The 17,736-nt window shown below is 43.5% G+C and carries 16 protein-coding genes; 7 read left to right on the top strand and 9 right to left on the bottom strand.

Annotated elements, in window-relative coordinates; genetic code table 11:
- Nucleotides 1-161: 161 nt before the first annotated feature.
- Nucleotides 162-2,678 (bottom strand): outer membrane beta-barrel family protein, encoded by a 2,517-nt coding sequence (locus LZF95_RS24800; RefSeq protein WP_233758093.1) that lies wholly within the window; start codon nucleotides 2,676-2,678, stop codon nucleotides 162-164.
- A 336-nt stretch (nucleotides 2,679-3,014) separates the two neighbouring features.
- On the opposite strand from LZF95_RS24800, the gene LZF95_RS24805 reads away from it, so the two are divergent.
- Both LZF95_RS24805 and LZF95_RS24810 read left to right on the top strand, forming a co-directional pair.
- Complete coding sequence (locus LZF95_RS24805) at nucleotides 3,015-4,088, top strand: sensor histidine kinase (protein ID WP_233758095.1); 1,074 nt, start codon at nucleotides 3,015-3,017, stop codon at nucleotides 4,086-4,088.
- Between the two features lie 223 nt (nucleotides 4,089-4,311).
- Nucleotides 4,312-5,052, top strand: coding sequence for a LytTR family DNA-binding domain-containing protein (locus LZF95_RS24810; RefSeq protein ID WP_233758097.1), 741 nt, complete (start codon nucleotides 4,312-4,314; stop codon nucleotides 5,050-5,052).
- A 5-nt stretch (nucleotides 5,053-5,057) separates the two neighbouring features.
- Here the strand turns inward: LZF95_RS24810 and LZF95_RS24815 are convergent, their stop codons facing one another.
- The 4 genes from LZF95_RS24815 to ffh form a co-directional block, all read right to left on the bottom strand.
- The gene (locus tag LZF95_RS24815) at nucleotides 5,058-5,471 is read right to left on the bottom strand and encodes a PIN domain-containing protein (RefSeq protein ID WP_233758098.1); all 414 of its coding nucleotides are present in this window, start codon (nucleotides 5,469-5,471) and stop codon (nucleotides 5,058-5,060) included.
- Entirely contained in the window at nucleotides 5,468-5,716 is a 249-nt protein-coding gene (locus tag LZF95_RS24820; RefSeq protein ID WP_233758100.1) for a DUF6364 family protein, read from the bottom strand. Before LZF95_RS24820 ends, LZF95_RS24815 begins: the two co-directional genes overlap by 4 nt.
- 249 nt (nucleotides 5,717-5,965) lie before the next feature.
- Nucleotides 5,966-6,445, bottom strand: coding sequence for a lipocalin family protein (locus LZF95_RS24825; protein ID WP_233758102.1), 480 nt, complete (start codon nucleotides 6,443-6,445; stop codon nucleotides 5,966-5,968).
- 354 nt (nucleotides 6,446-6,799) lie between these two features.
- Nucleotides 6,800-8,143, bottom strand: a complete 1,344-nt coding sequence (ffh, locus tag LZF95_RS24830; protein ID WP_233758104.1) for a signal recognition particle protein — start codon at nucleotides 8,141-8,143, stop codon at nucleotides 6,800-6,802.
- Nucleotides 8,144-8,555: 412 nt separating this feature from the next.
- Between ffh and LZF95_RS24835 the strand changes: the two genes are divergently transcribed.
- The 3 genes from LZF95_RS24835 to LZF95_RS24845 are packed head-to-tail and all read left to right on the top strand — an operon-like array spanning nucleotide 8,556 to nucleotide 12,209.
- Complete coding sequence (locus LZF95_RS24835) at nucleotides 8,556-10,967, top strand: YfhO family protein (RefSeq protein WP_233758106.1); 2,412 nt, start codon at nucleotides 8,556-8,558, stop codon at nucleotides 10,965-10,967.
- Nucleotides 10,954-11,673 (top strand): trans-aconitate 2-methyltransferase, encoded by a 720-nt coding sequence (locus LZF95_RS24840; RefSeq protein ID WP_233758108.1) that lies wholly within the window; start codon nucleotides 10,954-10,956, stop codon nucleotides 11,671-11,673. Before LZF95_RS24835 ends, LZF95_RS24840 begins: the two co-directional genes overlap by 14 nt.
- 5 nt (nucleotides 11,674-11,678) lie before the next feature.
- Nucleotides 11,679-12,209: a peptidylprolyl isomerase gene (locus tag LZF95_RS24845; RefSeq protein ID WP_233758109.1), complete on the top strand. Its 531-nt coding sequence runs from the start codon at nucleotides 11,679-11,681 to the stop codon at nucleotides 12,207-12,209.
- A gap of 343 nt (nucleotides 12,210-12,552) precedes the next feature.
- Here LZF95_RS24845 and LZF95_RS24850 read toward each other — a convergent pair whose 3' ends face one another.
- From LZF95_RS24850 to LZF95_RS24860, 3 genes are read right to left on the bottom strand one after another with little or no spacing between them, the layout of a single operon-like run.
- The gene (locus LZF95_RS24850) at nucleotides 12,553-13,710 is read right to left on the bottom strand and encodes an App1 family protein (protein WP_233758111.1); all 1,158 of its coding nucleotides are present in this window, start codon (nucleotides 13,708-13,710) and stop codon (nucleotides 12,553-12,555) included.
- Nucleotides 13,711-13,729: 19 nt separating this feature from the next.
- Nucleotides 13,730-14,683: an ABC transporter ATP-binding protein gene (locus tag LZF95_RS24855; RefSeq protein WP_233758112.1), complete on the bottom strand. Its 954-nt coding sequence runs from the start codon at nucleotides 14,681-14,683 to the stop codon at nucleotides 13,730-13,732.
- Entirely contained in the window at nucleotides 14,680-15,030 is a 351-nt protein-coding gene (locus LZF95_RS24860) for an MmcQ/YjbR family DNA-binding protein (protein WP_233758114.1), read from the bottom strand. Before LZF95_RS24860 ends, LZF95_RS24855 begins: the two co-directional genes overlap by 4 nt.
- A gap of 213 nt (nucleotides 15,031-15,243) precedes the next feature.
- Here LZF95_RS24860 and LZF95_RS24865 point away from each other — a divergent pair, with 213 nt between their 5' ends.
- Both LZF95_RS24865 and LZF95_RS24870 read left to right on the top strand, forming a co-directional pair.
- Nucleotides 15,244-16,131, top strand: a complete 888-nt coding sequence (locus LZF95_RS24865; RefSeq protein WP_233758115.1) for a sterol desaturase family protein — start codon at nucleotides 15,244-15,246, stop codon at nucleotides 16,129-16,131.
- A 121-nt stretch (nucleotides 16,132-16,252) separates the two neighbouring features.
- Nucleotides 16,253-16,867, top strand: coding sequence for a MarC family protein (locus LZF95_RS24870; RefSeq protein WP_233758117.1), 615 nt, complete (start codon nucleotides 16,253-16,255; stop codon nucleotides 16,865-16,867).
- Nucleotides 16,868-16,889: 22 nt separating this feature from the next.
- Here LZF95_RS24870 and LZF95_RS24875 read toward each other — a convergent pair whose 3' ends face one another.
- Complete coding sequence (locus LZF95_RS24875) at nucleotides 16,890-17,666, bottom strand: bifunctional 2-polyprenyl-6-hydroxyphenol methylase/3-demethylubiquinol 3-O-methyltransferase UbiG (protein WP_233758118.1); 777 nt, start codon at nucleotides 17,664-17,666, stop codon at nucleotides 16,890-16,892.
- Nucleotides 17,667-17,736: the final 70 nt, after the last annotated feature.

Raw genomic sequence — 17,736 nt, forward strand, 5'->3', positions numbered from 1 at the left:
CTTAAAGGCTACATTTAAGTCTTGTTTTTGCACACCTCAAAATACATGTTTTGAGTTAAAACAGGAAAGGCTAGCCGAGAAATCGACTAGCCTTTTAAACTAGCTACTTTTGAGACAGCCTCTTTTTCTCTTGTAACCCAATCTACTATTTACTTTCTTAATTATTTATTCTGCTGCATTTCGACACCGCCCCCTTCATTTCCGCCTTCCTTCAGATCATCGTTAGATACTGATTTTTTCCTTCTCGGCTTCTGATCCATGCTTAGCTTGCCTATTCTGTAGCTGAAGTTGATTTTGAAGTTCATGTTACGCATGATGTTCGTACTGTTCTGAACGATTGTAGGAGTAACAATCTCGTTTTTCATTTTAAACTCCCTCGTCAGGAAGTTATCCGCACCGAATCCGATAGTCCCTCTCTTCTCATTGAACTGTTTGTTGATTCCCATTCCGTACATATAGAACCCACCGGAAGTACCCTGCAACTGAACCTGGCGTCCTCTGGCAAAAGTAAAGGCCTGAATCTGCCAGTCGTTAGGCAAAGAATAGTTGCCGAAAAGGCGACCACTGATCACAAATCCCTCATTGGATGCCGCAAAATCCGGATCAGTAAGCCCATTATCAAGTAAAGCGTAGTAGGCGTCCACGCTGCCGTTCAGGGAGAACTTGTTACTAATGCTGATATTGGTAAAGATGTTCGTACCAAAAGCTCTTTCATGACCTATATTGTCATACCCTGTGTAGATCACACCATCATCTTCTACCGTTCTAATCGCCTGTATGGAACCTGTTGTGTTTCTAAAGAAACCGCTGAAACTTACCATGGTACTTTTGAAAAAGGTGCTGTAACCCAACTCGTAGTTGTCTGTGAACTCAGGATCCAACTCCGGGTTACCCTGAGAAACCTGAAGTGGGTTAGATGCATCAATATTTGGATTCAGGAACCTAAGCGATGGACGGGAAATCCTTCTGTTATAAGAAGCTTTGATCATATTGCCGTTGGCAAGATTTCTGCTCAGGTTCAAACTAGGCACGATAGTACCATAAGAAGGAATATCTACCGGAGAAGACTCAGTTCTAAAATCAGCATTGATCGTGGTGTATTCGTATCTGATACCGGGCTTGATCGTATAGTTTTTGAACAATGTAGTGGTGTATGACACATATCCTGCCGTCACATTCTGGTCATAGCTAAAGTCGTTGCTCAAGCTTGGATTTGGATCTTCAACGTACTCTCCATCAGCGCCTTCTGCCTGGAAATAGGCAAAGTCAGAATAGGCTTTTCTAAGGATGTTTTTGGCTCCATATTCCAGTATCGATTTACCGTCCTTTCCTAGCGGCTCCACCAGATCCAACTGAACGGTAAACTCTTCATTTTTGCTTGGATTGTCGTTTTTCAAACGGGAGTTTATGGTTAACAAATCCTCCTCAAAAAGTGTGTTCACAAAGGAGTTCTCCCCATTGTTACGGCTATACAACGTTAGCAAAGAGATTTCTTTGCCTTTTTTCTCAAAGGTTTTAGTGTAGTTAAGACTGATATCTACTGAATTAGAGTTGTCTTTAGTATCCGTTTCCCGTAGAGCTGTGCGAATCAAATCCCCCTCAAGGTAGTTTTCAGTCAAGAAATTCTCCTGGAAGTTATTCCTGTTTCTAATCCCGAAATTCACAGCCGCATTGAGGAAATTATATTCATCTATTTCATAATCCACCCCAAAATTATATCTCCCAAAAAGATGCGTGCTTTTAGTATCTGCCATCTGAAGAACTGTGGAAGTAGTCCCATCAGGATTCGAAATCACCTGCTTATTTTCGAAACTTCCGTTGATATTATACCCAGCTCTACCAAAACCGCCCAAGGTAAACCCAAACTTGCCCTTTCTTGCGCTCGCATTTAACCCGAAATCCGACCCCCTGAGTCCTGCCCCAGTACGGATATTCGCAGACATACCCTGAAGGTTGTTCTTCTTGGTCACGATATTGATCACCCCTGAAGTTCCCTCCGCGTCGAATCTGGCCGATGGAGATGTTATTACTTCCACTGACTTGATCTCGTCTGCTGGAATCTGCTTCAGCGCATCTGTGATACTGCTTGCCGCAATTGCTGAAGGTCTTCCGTCTATCAACACCGTGATATTGCTGCTTCCTCTCATGGAGACGTTTCCGTCCAGATCCACAGATAGCATCGGTACTCTTCTAAGTACATCTGTACCATCACCACCTGCTGTGGTCTTATCGTTCTCAGCTTTGTAGATCGTACGGTCCACACGCTCTTCGATCAAATCACGCTGGCCCTGTACCGTTACTTCTTCCAGTGCCAGGCCTTCGTCAGTCATCTCTATCTCCCCTATATTTACATCTCCTGTCTTAGAGACCACCTTAATCCCAGTAATAGTTTTGGTTTCAAAGCCCAAAAAACTGAGCTTCAAATCGTAGGTTCCAGGATCCATACCCGTGATGAAAAACATCCCATCTCCATCAGCAACAGCTCCTGCCACATTTGTCTCACTTCCGGACACGTACAGAGCAGCGGTGGCGTATGCGACAGGATCCCCGGTTTTAAGATCCTTTGCTATCCCTACAATTTTAGCTGGAGTGGATTCTTTTCCAGAAGACTGCTGGGCCATTGTGCCACTTGCGGTAAGCAGGAAAAGAACTGAGAGAATGTTGAATAGTTTTTTCATTTGTCGTAGATAGTTGCTTTTTTGGGCTGGCGATTGAAGTTGCGCCTTTTTAATTTTCAGGGCCATTTCCAGTACACCCGAGAAAACTGTTCTGTAGGTCCCGTGTTATTTGATACCCCAAAGCAACAGGGTTTGTTTCGCAGTTTTTCTGTAAATAGACGGCTGGGGCAAATCCATCGACAAACCGCCACTTTCATCAGACAAAACCTTTGCAATAATCTGCGAACCGATTTATCTATCCATTGGGGGGCTTGGTAGTCACAATCGAGGATTTCGTAGATTTAATTTTAAATAGATGAGCGGTTTACGTTAGTTTGGAAACTGAAAACCAGATTTATGATCAATCTAAGTCCCAAGAGAAGAGTTTCTATTCTAGTACATATTCTGGGCTGGACTATGCTCAGCACCGTATTGTTGCTGCTCTCCCCTCTTTCTTGGCGGGTGGATATTCCTGTTGAGTTTTGGATACGCCAAGCTTTTATGGCACTTCTTTTAATTTCCATATTTTATGTGAACATGCTTTGGTTCGTGCCAAAGGTTCTTCTGGAAGGAAAACACGCAGTATTCCTCTTAACAATAATCTTGGGAGGGGTGCTTTTTGTGGGCGTGCTTATCTATGCGGAAAACTTCCTTAACCTTCCGGAACTTATGCATTATGCCTTCCACCCCGATGAACCTTATACCCCCAGACCACGCAGGACTTCCGGAGACATTTTCAATATCATGCTCTATTTACTCTCAATAGGTATCAGTACATCTGTAGCTTCGGTACAAAAATGGCAAAGAGATGAGTCCGTGAGAAGGGAGCTTGACCAGCAGCGGATCAATACCGAACTTTCTTACCTAAAGGCACAGATCAACCCCCACTTTTTTTTCAATACCCTGAACAACATCTATGCACTGACTAATCTGGATGTGAAAAAAGCGCAGGAGGCACTCTTGAAACTTTCCCGGATGATGCGATATGTGCTGTATGAAAACCAGAAAAATGAGACATTACTGAGCAGAGAGGTGGGTTTTATCAATGATTACATCGAATTGATGAAAATGAGACTTACCGAAAAAGTTACACTCAATATCTCCATAGACGAGCCAAAGGATGATTTGGTCATCGCCCCCATGCTTTTACTTCCTTTTATGGAAAATTCATTCAAACATGGAGTCAGCAGCCAGCAGGAAAGCGAAATATTGATCAAACTGGAGATTATGGGAGATACGTTGTTTTTTGAAACACGGAACCATATTTTCCCAGTGCATCATGATAGTCCCGAGGCAAAAGAAAACGGAATCGGTTTGGTCAATACCCAAAGACGTCTGAGCCTCCTCTATCCTGACAAACATCGTCTTAAATTTGGTAAAGACGAGTCCAAACAAGAGTATTGGGTAAACCTCACAATCAACCTCGAATGAAATCGACACGATTAAAATCATCATTTAACACACAGGGCTCCGCCGACTGTCGGATTAATCGTCAAAGATTCTCCCGATCCGCCGCGGCGGACGGGACAGGCTATCTGGCCTTAGAAAAACAATTATAAACACATGAAATCAAGCTTGTCGAAGGCGACACACAAAGGGATGATTATTCCCCGGGCGAGATTCCATATGACCATTGAAAAACAATTATAGACACATGAAACTTAACTGTGTAGCCATAGATGACGAGCCACTTGCGCTGGAATTACTCAGCAAGTTTATAGAACAGACCTCTTTTCTGAACCTGATCGGCAAGTTTTCCAATGCCATAGAGGCTTTGGGCTTTATCAATCAGTATGAGGTGCATCTGGCCTTTATGGATATACAGATGCCTGATCTCTCTGGCATGGAGCTCGCCAGAGTGCTGGATGGCAAGAAAAACTCTGACAAGACGCGGATTATCTTTGCAACTGCATACCATCAATTTGCCATCGAAGGCTACAAAGTAGAGGCTCTGGATTATCTGCTTAAACCTTATAGCTATGAGGATTTTTTGAATGCCGCTACCAAAGCTTTTTCCTACTTCGAAAAACAGGAACAAACCAAAACAGAATCTACTGCTGATCCAGCTACTCCCGAATACATTTTCCTAAAAGTGGAGTACCAGCTGGTCAAGGTAATGCTGAAGGACATCGCTTATGTAGAGGCGTACAAGGACTATGTGAAAGTGCATTTCCTGTCAAAGCCCAACCCCTTACTATCTCTAACCAGCCTAAAAAGCATGGAGGAGTTGCTTCCTTCAGATAAGTTCATGAGAGTTCATAGGTCATATATTGTAGCGCTTGACCATATTGATTCAGTATCCAAAAATGTGATTCAAATCGGTAAAAACCACCTTACCGTTAGCGACAACTACAAGGAAGCTTTTCTGGAGTTTATGAGTAGATGGATGAATTAAGTGCTCTAAAAAATACTGCTTAGATATTCCTCGGCTGTCATCACAGGCAAAGTAGAGTTCTTATAATCTTTTCCATTTCGGGTAATAATGATTGAGCAATTGGCTTGTACAGCTGAATAATATTGAACGGCATCTTCAAAATCCTTAAAACCGGAATTCAATCCTTTTTCAATTATATCTTCATCCACAGCACATACCTCACATAGGATTTTAAACATTCTAAGTTTCTTTAAAACCGAATCTGAGGCTTCATACTTGCTTAAAACGTAATCTATTGTGGTAAATGAAAACGGGGAAACAATTATTTTAATTCTCTTTTGATCCGCTAACGTCACAACCTTAGCAATTGCATCATAAAAAGGAACTCTTTCCCCCAGTAAATCCAAAATGACATTGGTATCCAAAAAAATTCTACTCATCTGTATTTTTGATCCAAATACTCCGCACGATCCTTTTTATAGTCGTAGTCAGCAGGGATCTTCACTCCTGAAGAAAGACTTTTTACAAAGGGAGATATTTCGAGCTCCTCAGTTGGTTGGGGTGAAGTCAATGAACTAAGATAATTCTCAATCAGTCGAGACAAGCTCGTCTTCTTCACAGATGCATAGCGTTTAGCTTTTTCAATCACCTCCTGATCAAGCTTTAAGGTGAGTTTAGTGTCCATAACATTTTTATCAATACGTGCAAATATAATTATTTTGTACGTAAACACCTTGACTCTGGTTCTCCGCTTTCTTACAAAGTTTTGGATTCAGGGCAAAAGTACTTGTGACAGAAAATCGTTGAGTTCGGGAAAAACCACACCAGCATCAGGAGCCACAAAAGTAATCTAGGAGTTTATGAGTAAATGGATGAATTGAAAAGGTCATTCTTAGATTCGAAATCAGCTTTTTTCTTACACTTCAAAGGCTGATTAATCAACCCTCATGTAAGGCACTGGCTCCAAACATGCCGCATTAAATGGGCAGATCTCAAAAAGCTCAGAATAATCTTCAACGACGGCATATTCCATAATAAAATCAGTTTCTCCATAGAAAGTCAACTCTTCTTTTGGCATATAGTTGATATCAGCCACACCCATATGATATGAATCATCATAAGAGATAACTACTTTTCCATCCTCAATGGAATAAGTACCTGAAAAATAAGCTCTGTATCCCAAAATCTCATCTGATCCAATTTCAGTGGTATAACTCTCTCCACTGACAGTGCCATTCGACTTGAACTCAAGCATATCCACAAAACTAAACTTATCTTCTCCCCATCCCAGGTTTCCTTCCGAGTTGCGCTCATACATTCCTTCTACTCTCAGATTAGGAGAAGGCTCTGCCACATCTTTGCAGCTCAAAAGCAGCATAGCCAATGCAATCAATGGTAATAGTCTTGTTTTCATAAGTCAAGGGATTTAAAATGAGATAGAATTTAAAGAACTTCGGATTCTTATGTCTTTACGTTTCCCACTTAAGAAACGCTACAGTAAAAATAGTTTTTAAATAATTTATTACAAAGTACTATTTATCAGGAATTTATCCCCGATTCTTTACCCAAAGTAAATCGCCGTACTTTTAAAAAATACTTCAAAGAACTTTCTACGGAAGAATTCATAGGAAGTTAAACCATGTGATTTAAAACACTTAAAAATTGAAAATCACCAACTCAAAACTATGCTCTCTGCGTAACCCTCTTTGTACACGGCGGTAAAAAAAGCCATAACAAAAAACCCGATCTCACGACCGGGTTTCTTTGATTATTTTCTTCTTGCTTTGCCTGCTGGAAGCATCTTGCTCATAGCGGCTTTGGCACCACCCATCTTGTTCATCTGCTTCATCATCTTCCGCATATCGGCAAACTGTTTCATCAGATTGTTCACTTCCACAATAGTTCTTCCTGACCCTGCCGCAAGCCTTTTTCTTCTGCTCCCGTCGATCATATCGGGATGTTCTCGTTCTGCGGGAGTCATAGAGCGGATGATTGCCTCGATCGGTTTGAAAGAATCGTCGTCTATGTCCAGCCCCTTTATCGCTTTGCCCATACCTGGGATCATCCCCAGTAGATCCTTGATATTACCCATTTTCTTCACCTGCTCCAGCTGGGAAAGGAAATCATCAAAGTTGAAATTATTAGACCGGATCTTGGAATTGATGCGCTTGGCTTCGTCTTCATCAAAGGACTGTTGCGCTCTCTCTACCAAGGAAATCACATCTCCCATCCCGAGGATTCGCTGAGCCATACGATCTGGATGGAACACATCCAGATCTTCCATTTTCTCACCTGTAGAAATAAACTTGATCGGTTTATTTACCACATGACGGATAGAAATCGCAGCACCACCACGGGTATCACCATCGAGTTTGGTGAGTACCACTCCATCAAAATTCAAGCGCTCGTCAAATGTCTTGGCAGTATTCACCGCATCCTGTCCAGTCATGGAATCGACCACAAAAAGTGTTTCAGAAGGATTTAGCGCTTTCTTCAGCGCCTCTATCTCATTCATCATCGCATCATCCACAGCCAGACGACCTGCAGTATCCACTACTACTGTCTTCTTACCTGTCTTTTTCGCATAGGCTATGGCATTGCTTGCAATTTCCAGGGCATTCTTGTTCTCAGGCTCAGCATACACTTCCACACCGATCTGTTCACCCAACACTTTCAGCTGATCAATTGCCGCAGGACGGTAAATATCACAGGCGACCAATAAGACCTGACGGCCTTGTTTTTTCAGATGAGCACCGAGTTTTCCAGTAAAAGTGGTTTTACCGGAACCCTGAAGACCAGAAATCAGGATGGTGGAAGGATCACCGGAGATTTTGATATCTTCCTTTTTCCCACCCATGAGCTTAGTCAGCTCCTCTTGGGTGATTTTGATCAATAACTGGCCTGGGGAGACCGCAATCAAAACATCGCGACCCAAGGCCTCAGTCTTGATGGTATCGGTGACTTCTTTGGCTACTTTATAGTTTACATCCGCATCTATCAAAGCTCTTCTGATCTCTTTGACAGTAGTTGCGACGTTTATTTCCGTGATGGTCCCGGTTCCTTTCAGCGTTTTGAAAGCCCGGTCTAATTTTAAACTTAAATTATCAAACATTCCTTACATGGCTATTTGCAGCAAAAGTAATGATTTTCATCAGTGATAGAAAGGAGTCTGTCATGTGTTTATGATTGTTTTATAGGATTATTCGCAATGATGCCAGTAACCAAAATTTCTTTGTTCACCCAGCCAGAAGGCCGAAGTGTCCTAATGCTGGCGTTAACTGAATCCTATAGTACTATTATCTAATTACTGGTAGAAAGCGGATATACATAATGTTTTAAATCGATCACCCAGCACCGTCCTGGCAGGCTACATAATCCAGAAAGATAAATCAACCCAATGTGCGCCGTTTTCAGTCATCTTCGATTTGACCTATTGCAGCGAGTCTCATCCTATTTATTACGTGGGTTTACCCATAAATCCCTAATTTGCGCAAGCATATATTATTCAAAGTAAAATTCTTTTCATGCAGTTGAATTTCAAAAAAGACGTACTTCCCCATCTGGTAGGAATCGCTATTTTCTATGCTATTGTAGTCGTTTATTTCGCTCCAGTGGTGTTGCAGGACCAGGTGATCATGCAAGGGGATATCCTCAAGTGGGAAGGCTCTGCCAAGGAAGCGATCGACTACCGTGCGGCTACGGGCGAGGAAGCCCTGTGGACCAACAGTGTTTTTGGAGGAATGCCCGCCTATTTTGTTAGTTTGGAGTTTGCCGGAGACATTACCACTGGACTCTTGTCAATAATCACCTTAGGCCTCCCACATCCTGTAAACAGTCTGTTTCTAGGTATGGTGTCCATGTATGTGCTGATGCTGACATTCAGGGTCAGACCTGCATTTGCAATTATTGCCAGTGTGGCTTTTGCGATGAGTTCTTACAACCTGCTGAGTCTAGCCGCAGGCCACAATGCCAAAATCTGGGGCATCTGTCTTATACCAATGATCTTGCTGGGCATTCACCTGGCTTTTCAAAAGAAGCGGCTACTGGGTGCAGGGGTTTTGGCCCTAGGCCTGTTGCTTCAGCTTAAGTTCAACCATATTCAGATTACGTATTACACACTTATAATTTCGGTCATTTATCTGATTGTCAGACTTGTATTTGACTGGAAGAAAGAAGGCGTTAAGCAACTGGGCAAAACTATTGTGTTTTTGGTTTTAGGAGCTGTTTTAGCTGTAGGGGGAAATATCGGCAGGATAGCTACTGCTATGGAATACGCTCCATACTCCACCCGTGGCAATGCCACATTGGAATCAGCTTCCGGAGGACTGGACAAGGATTATGCGTTTTCCTGGTCCAATGGCAAGTTGGAAACGCTTACTTTTTTGGTACCAAACTTCTATGGAGGCGGCAGTAGCACTCCACTTGGCAAAAACACCGCCTCAGAGAAAGCCTTGCGAAATAATGGGTTAGAGCCCGCTCAGATCAATGGATTTCTTCAGGGAGCGCCTACTTACTGGGGAGACCAACCCTTCACCGGAGGGCCTATATACGGCGGGGTAATCCTGGTTTTCCTTGCCTTTATCGGCATCTGGGCTGCTCCCAAAGAAAGCCTGTACACGTTTGGGGCGATTATCGTTCTTTCCCTCATGCTTTCTTGGGGCAAAAACCTGAGTTGGTTCAATTACCTATTGTTCGACATTTTACCTGGTTATAATAAATTCCGGGCGGTATCCATGGCATTGGGCATGACGCTTTTCGCCATTCCGGCATTAGGTGCAATTTCCCTGGAAAGACTCTATAAAAGCAAGGATTTCAAAGTTCTTTATATAGCCGGGGCGTCCATAGGCGGATTACTGATATTGCTGGCTATCGGGGCCGGAATTTTCAGATTTGAAGGAGCTGCCGACGCAGACTTGCCCGAATGGCTCATAAGTGCGCTCCGGGAAGACCGCAAGGCAATGCTTTCCGCCAGTGCTTGGAGAAGCTTTGCTCTTGTGTCCGCATCATTTGCGCTGATTTACTTTGCGATGAAAAACAGAATCTCTGACCTTATACTAGGTCTGGGGATATTTGCACTGGTCACCATAGATCTTTGGTCAATAAATAAGCAGTATCTCAATGACAGTTCATTCCAGGGCAATCCCAGCAGAGCCTACTTTGCCGAAACCCCCGCAGATCAGGAGATAGCCAAGGATCAGAGCTACTTCAGAGTGCTCGATCTGACAGAATCATTGACTGCGACCGGAAAATCCTCCTACAGATTCCATAGCCTTGGAGGATACCATGGTGCCAAAATGCGAAGGTATCAGGATCTGCTGGACAACAGGCTGAGCTTTGAATTAAATGACTTTGTAAAAAAAGCACAGGAAGGAAATTTTGATTTTGAAGGTATCCAGACTATCAACATGATGAATACCAAATACCTCATCGCCGGAACGGCTGCAAACTCGGTTTTTGAAAATCCAGAAGCCAATGGGCCTGCCTGGGTTCCTTCTAAGATAGTATCCATAAAGTCAAACCAAGAGGAAATGGATGAGCTGGGTAGAATAGACACCAAAACCGAGGCAACTGTCAACACCACCGAATTTGGTGAAGTAAGTGCGGGAAACGGAAAAATCACCCACACCTCCTATGCTCCAAACGAACTCAAATACCATGCTGAAATGGATCAGGGCGGGCTGGTCGTGTTCTCAGAGATTTATTATCCTATAGGGTGGAAAGCCACCATAGATGGTGAAGAAGCGGAGATTCTGCGTACAGACTACCTGCTGCGGGGTCTGATCATCCCTGAAGGAACTCATGAGATTGTTTTCAAGTTTGAACCAAAAAGCTATACTGCTACCAAAACCCCGATGATCATCTTTCAATACTTAATTGTGTTGTCATTAGTGGCCGGAGTGTTTTTCACGATCAAAGACAAGAATGAAAGAGGATAAAGATAAAGTAGTCAGTTTTTACGACCAGTTTGCTGAGAAGCAGGAGAAGACCGGCATAAATTCCCGTCACCTCAATATCCTGGACAAGGTGAAAGCAGCAGGGCTGAACGCCAACCACAGTATATTGGAGGTGGGTTGTGGTATTGGCACAGTCAGTCATTTGCTGGCGAACCAGGTGAAACAAGGAGATATACTGGCTGTGGATATCTCACCGGAAAGTATAGAGAAAGCAAAAGTGCTGTGGAAAAATCAAAGCAACCTTAAATTTGAAGTTTCGGACATGTCTGACTTTGACAGGCCGGGAAAGACCTTTGATTTCTTTGTGTTTCCGGATGTGCTGGAGCATATACCAGTAGATCAGCACCACAGGTTATTCCGCAATATTTATAAGCATTCACACCAGGATTCGGTGATCTTCATTCACATCCCTGCCCCTAGATATTTACAGTGGATGATAGAAAATGAACCGCAAAAACTACAGGTCATCGATCAACCCCTAGACTCTGGAGATCTGATAAAAAGCATTACTTCCAATGGCTTTTACCTGGAAAAAATGGAAACCTATCCGGTTTTTTTCGAAGAGAAAGACTATCAATACTTCGTGTTTCGAGCTTCTAAGCCCCTGTTCAAGTCCACCCCCAGAAGCAAGTGGGAGGTTCTTAAAGAAAGGCTAAGCATAAGACTGAAACACGGAATAATAAACTAACCTTAATGAAAATAGCAGAAAACACAGTAGTTGGATTAACCTACGAACTACAGGTGAGCAAAGAGGCAGATGAAATAGAATCCGCACCATTCAGTGTAGAAATCCGTGATCCGGAAGATCCATTTTATTTTCTTTTTGGAGCAAGTGATCTACCTGAAAAATTCGAAGAATTACTCCTGAACAAAGAAGAGGGAGAAAAATTTTCATTTGTAATCCCGGTGGCGGATGCCTACGGTGAGGCAGATCAGGAACTGATCGTAAACCTCTCGAAGTCCCAGTTTTCCGGTGAGAATGGTTTCAATCCCGAAATGCTCAAAGAAGGCAACTTTTTGCCACTTATGGATGAAGACGGATATCCTATGCAGGCAAAAATCCTTAAAGACCTCGGAGAAGAAATCCTCTTGGATTTCAACCATCCATTGGTGGGATTTGACCTACATTTCGACGGGACTGTCATGAAAGTCCGTGAAGCCACCAAAGAAGAGCTTGCCCATGGCCACGTCCATGGTGAGCAAGGAACGCACAGCGAGGAGTAAAATACCTAGAAACAAATAATGCAAGCGGTAAGAAGTCTGACTTTTTACCGCATTTTTTTTGCAATTACCACTGATAGATTAAGACTTTTATATCAACAAAAATGAAAGTTGGTCTTCTTTAATTCAATATGTAACCTGGGAAAATCGGTATCCCTTTCTCCGGTATTCTTAAACTCGGTCTATGCCTCCACGTGGTCAGTGTGACACAGACCACGGCTAGAGAGGTGCCCCTTTGCATGGAATCTGCGGATATCCGCGTCTTTTTCTGTGTTAACCTGCCTAATTGCAGTCAGGTCTGCGGGAACTGTTTAAGACTTTAAGCAACAGCAATGGTTAGACCTGCCTAGCTATTCAATTTGAACAAATCCCCCTCCTTGTCTGCTTCATCTTTGACTTTTTCCCCGGCTATTTCTCCCATATCCTCCTCTACGATCCATCCTTTACCAAGTGCATAACGGGAGGCTTCCAAGGTATCCTTCACAAGCAACATTTCTACTCCAAGACCTTTCAATTCGTCACATATCCTCTCCGCATACGCATGTCTGGAAGCATGTACGTCACGTATAAAAATCATCCTAATTCGACCTGGGAACTCCTTTACTACCTGAAGATAAATCTCAGGATCTTCCTGACCGCTATCTCCAATAAGGATAAACTGAAGCCCGGAATAAATTGACAAGATCTGACGCACTTGTTTTATCTTGTGTTCAGAATGGCTGCCAGAGATCAATTCCGTACGTGACAGGCCTATATCCCGCAACATCAATGGCCCTTTGGGAATATGATGGATTCGAAGCAGTTCGTGAAGAAAATCATAAAGATTCCATGGACTGCTGGACACATAAAAAAAAGGGTTGCTTTCAAGGCTATCGGTCCCCTTTTGCAAAGCTTTGTAAAAAGCCGCCACACCTGGGAAGGGGATCCTGGTATGCGCATTTTTGGCAAAGGTGGTTTTTAGCATCTCAGCTAGGCGCATCGCGCCAGTAGGAATGATCGTATCGTCAATATCTGAAATGATCCCATAATCTATATTGCCCACCGGCAGAAACACATCCCCCACAGCTATTACCTCCCCTTGGTTCCTTATCACCTGATCCAATAGTGTCAACTTTACCTGCTGCCATCGTTCCTCAGCCTTAACCACCTCTGTAGGATGGATTTTAAATTCGAAATATCCCTCCTCATCAGTTTCCACTACGTATTCCTCTCCCTGAAACTGCGCCATTACCCTCACCCCGGGAATTACCACACTCATAAATCTCCTGCGCATCCGCCCGATATTCCGCCAGACACTGTCTTCAGGAGTGGACTCTCCAATCCTATTGTCACGGATCACTCTACCCACCAGCAGAATCTCCTTTTCATTTCCAAAGCCTTCAAATGGAACGATCAAAAGCGACTTTACCAAGCCCAGCTTGATCCAAAGCCATAGCACAACCTGATTGACAGCCAACTTGATTTCGTAGAGTATGGTAAGTAGTATGTTCCTTTTTTGAGGCATAGGCGAAACTATAGGCGGATCAGAAACGGATCAAATTCTGTTCCTGCCAACTTACATACACCCTGTCTCCCACCCCAAAGCGCCTCATAGGATCATCCACTTCCCAAGTTATGCCACTATCCTTAAGTTGAATCTGAAGTGAATTGAAGTGTACCAAAAAACGGGAATCCGTCACATGGGCTAACAGGCCTCCTTTGGTACGCAGTCTTACATCAGCGGGTCGTAAGTAGGTGTTCTTTGATTCAGGAAGGCGGTTGATAGGACTGAAAAGCCTTGCAACATATTTCGTATTGGGTTTTTCGCACAGTAATCGGGAAGAGCCTTTTTGTACTGTTTTCCCTTTTTGGAGTATGATCAGATTATCAGTGAGCCGCAGCGCATCGTCCAAATCATGGGTAACAAACACCACCGTTGTACCCATTTCCTTAAACGACTCTTTCAATTCCCCTATTAGGTGATGTGTTTGAATCGTGTCCAGCGATGAAAAAGGCTCGTCCAGTAATAATACATCAGGTTCCACAGCCAGTGCTTTACCTATGGCGACTTTTTGCTTTTGTCCGCCGGAAAGCTGGTATGGAAGCCGATCCCGGAAATCGCCCAAACCCAACAATTTCAAAAGCTCCTCTACCCTTCTTTTAGCATAGACTTTTTCATAGTGGAGCAATTGTCTGGAAATATTCTCCTCCACGGTGGAATTGGGGTACAGGTGGAAATTTTGATGGATCAGCTTGATCTCATCATAGCCCGAAACAATCTTTTGCTTTGGATTCAATATGGGTTTTCCTTCCAGTGTCACTTCTCCGGAATCCTGCACCTCCAAACCGGCCATGATTCTGAGTAAAGTACTCTTACCAGATCCGCTTTCACCCACTATAGCAAGAAAGTCCCCTTGAGCTAACTCAAGTGAAAATGGATGCAGTGCAACCTGGGATTCGTAAGATTTGGTGACTCCGGAAACAGAAAAATAACTCATGGGCAGATTTCAGCTTGTAGTTTTTTGGACAAGCTGCCAAAGATAAGAGCGTAAGAATGATCTGCCAATTCCAGAATCAAGCGATCCGGGACGTTACCGCCTGTACTGACCGTATTCCAGTGCTTTTTGTTCATATGAAACCCGGGAACTATCCCTGGATACTCCTCACGTAATTCTACTGCCCATTCTGGGTCACATTTCAGATTAACCGATTGAAACATCTCTATAGAAGTAAGGGAAAAAATCTTTCCTCCCACCCGAAAGACCAAGGTGTCTTCTCCAAATGGGGTATCTTCGGTCACACCCGGCTTGGCCAGGCAGTATTCACGATAATATTCTAGGGTCATGGCAATATGCTGATGAAAAAGGAAATTACTGAAAAGAGCATAGAAAAAACAGCATGATGATGTAGGTGGACGGTAGAAGGGTAAAAAAGTTACGAATTAAATTGAAGCAATTCGTAAGTCCCGTTCTTGTTAGTAATCAAAAAATCATCAACACCATCCTAAACAGTGACTAATATCACCTAGTGACTCATACAAATTCCTCATCTTTGTACCATGGAAAAATACATCAAAGCGATTTCGGATGGCTATTATGGCTATTGGAATTACTTTATTGGAGAGATCCTGCATCCAAGTTGGCATAATTACTTTTACTGGCTTGTAGGCGCTTCCTTGGTCATTTATTGCCTGGAAATACTTTTTCCATGGAGAAAAAACCAACCCATACTTCGGGAGCATTTTTGGCTGGACCTCTTCTATCTATTCTGGAATTATTTTCTTTTTGCCCTTGTCGCCTACAATGCCCTGTCTATGGTCGCAGTGGAAGCATTTAATGATTTTCTTGGCTTATTCGGCATCACCAACACAGTTGCTATCAAAGTCGATCAGTTACCTGGCTGGGCACAATTACTGATCATATTTATCCTCCGCGACTTTATGCAGTGGGCGATCCACCGAATGTATCATCATGTGGGCTGGATGTGGGAGTTTCACAAGGTGCATCATAGTACCCGGGAGATGGGGTTCGCTGCCCTGCTCCGCTATCACTGGATGGAAAATATCCTTTACCGAACCCTAGAATACATCCCTCTGGCGATGATAGGTTTTGGGATCACTGATTTTTTCATCGTACACATGTTCACCTTGATCGTGGGCCAGCTGGGTCATGCCAATTTGAATATCCCCCTTGGTCCCTTTCGATACATCTTCAATGGACCACAAATGCATCTATGGCACCATGCACGGGAACTACCCGAAAGCCATCCCCATGGTTTCAATTACGGGATTTCGCTAAGTCTGTGGGATTTCCTCTTTCGTACGCATTATTGGCCCTCGGATGACGAAAACCTACTTGTTGGGCTCCCTGATGAGGAGAATTTTCCCGAAGGTTTTGTGGGACAGACTACAGAACCCTTCAAAAGGATTTTCAGAAAGAAAAGATGATTCAGCTTTTAATCCCTTACTCAAGATGGTCTTACGCTCTGGATTCAGCCACGGATTCCATTCCTTTCATTCAGGAATAAGATTTTGATATCTTCGCAGATATAAGTCACGGCCCAATCCCATGGACAATATTCTCGCATTTACCTTATCCGTTTTCACAGGATTGTTTGCCATCATGAACCCTATCGCAAACGTTCCGATTTTCGCCTCACTCACGGATGATCTGGACAAAGCGACCAAGAGAAGCATCAGTAAGCGCGCGACACTCACGGCATTTGTCATCGTGGTGGTTTTTGTAGTACTGGGAAAGTTTATTTTTGAAATCTTCGGAATCACCATCCCAGCTTTCAAAATCACCGGTGGCATACTGATCTTCTTCGTGGGTTTTGAGATGCTACAGTCCAAAAAATCCAGTGTAAAGCACATCAAGGATCCTGAAACAGAGGAGAACATAGCGATTTCCCCATTGGCTATTCCTATCCTGGCTGGTCCTGGAACCATCGTCACGGCCATGAACTTTGCTTCCCAAGGCAACTACCTCAATATTCTAATAGTCATAGGCGTGTTTGCGGTGCTGTGCCTAATGACCCATATAGCTTTTGAACTGGGAGACCAGATCGTAAAACGACTGGGAAAAAACCTCATCGTCGTGATCGGGAAGATCATGGGGCTGATCATCGCCATCATCGGCACCAATATGATTATCTCTGGGATTAAAGCTGCTTTTCTTGAGTGATGGAGTGAAATAGCCGAGTACCCTACTTTTTCTCCAACACATAAAACAAATCCAGTCCTACAGCGGGATCCTCCACCAATAGGTAATCTTCATGGGAGATATCCACCACGCTTTTTCCTTGTTGCTTGTGAAGCTTATTACGGTTCATACGGTTTAGGATCTCATAAGGCACCCGTAGAAATGAGGCTGGCAGCTTATGCTGCAGGTCAAAAATATCATAGCGCATGATCTTCTGGACAGATTCACGGTTAGCTTCATGATAAGCCCAGACGCGCTCATTTCCTCCAACTCCTTTTGCCTCCACCGAATCAAAAATGGAGGAGCACAGGTCTATTAACTGCTGAGGGGTATATTCCCGCTCATGCCAGGGATTCCTGGATAGTGTATGATTTATATTCGGCGTGGAGATCACCGCCTTCCCGCCTGGCTTCAACACACGATGGATTTCCTCCAAAAAAAGTCGGTCATCAGCAATGTGCTCAATCACCTGAAAACTCACTACCGTATCAAAAGAATTGTCTGCAATGCCCTTGAACGGAGGTATTACCGCCTGTTGAAACTCCACTTTAGGGAATCTGATTTTCAGGTCATCAATTACTTCCTGGATTTTGTCCAGGCCAAGATAGCTCTCCGCATAAGGAAGAAGTGTCTCCACTCCCCGGCCTTCTCCACAGCCGATTTCGAGCAATTTGCCAGAAACCCACGGCTGGGCCGCAATGTATGCTTTTAGTAAGCGTTGATGAATAGGATTGTCACTGACCAACTTGTCAGAAGCGATTTCCGTTGTATAGGTAGCCATATAAAAATTTACTATTTTGGCAAAAGTAAGGTTAATTTCCCAAACCCATGATCAACACCCGATGAACTGT

This window comes from Algoriphagus sp. AGSA1 (genome assembly GCF_021390545.1).
In the GTDB taxonomy this organism is placed as follows: domain Bacteria; phylum Bacteroidota; class Bacteroidia; order Cytophagales; family Cyclobacteriaceae; genus Algoriphagus.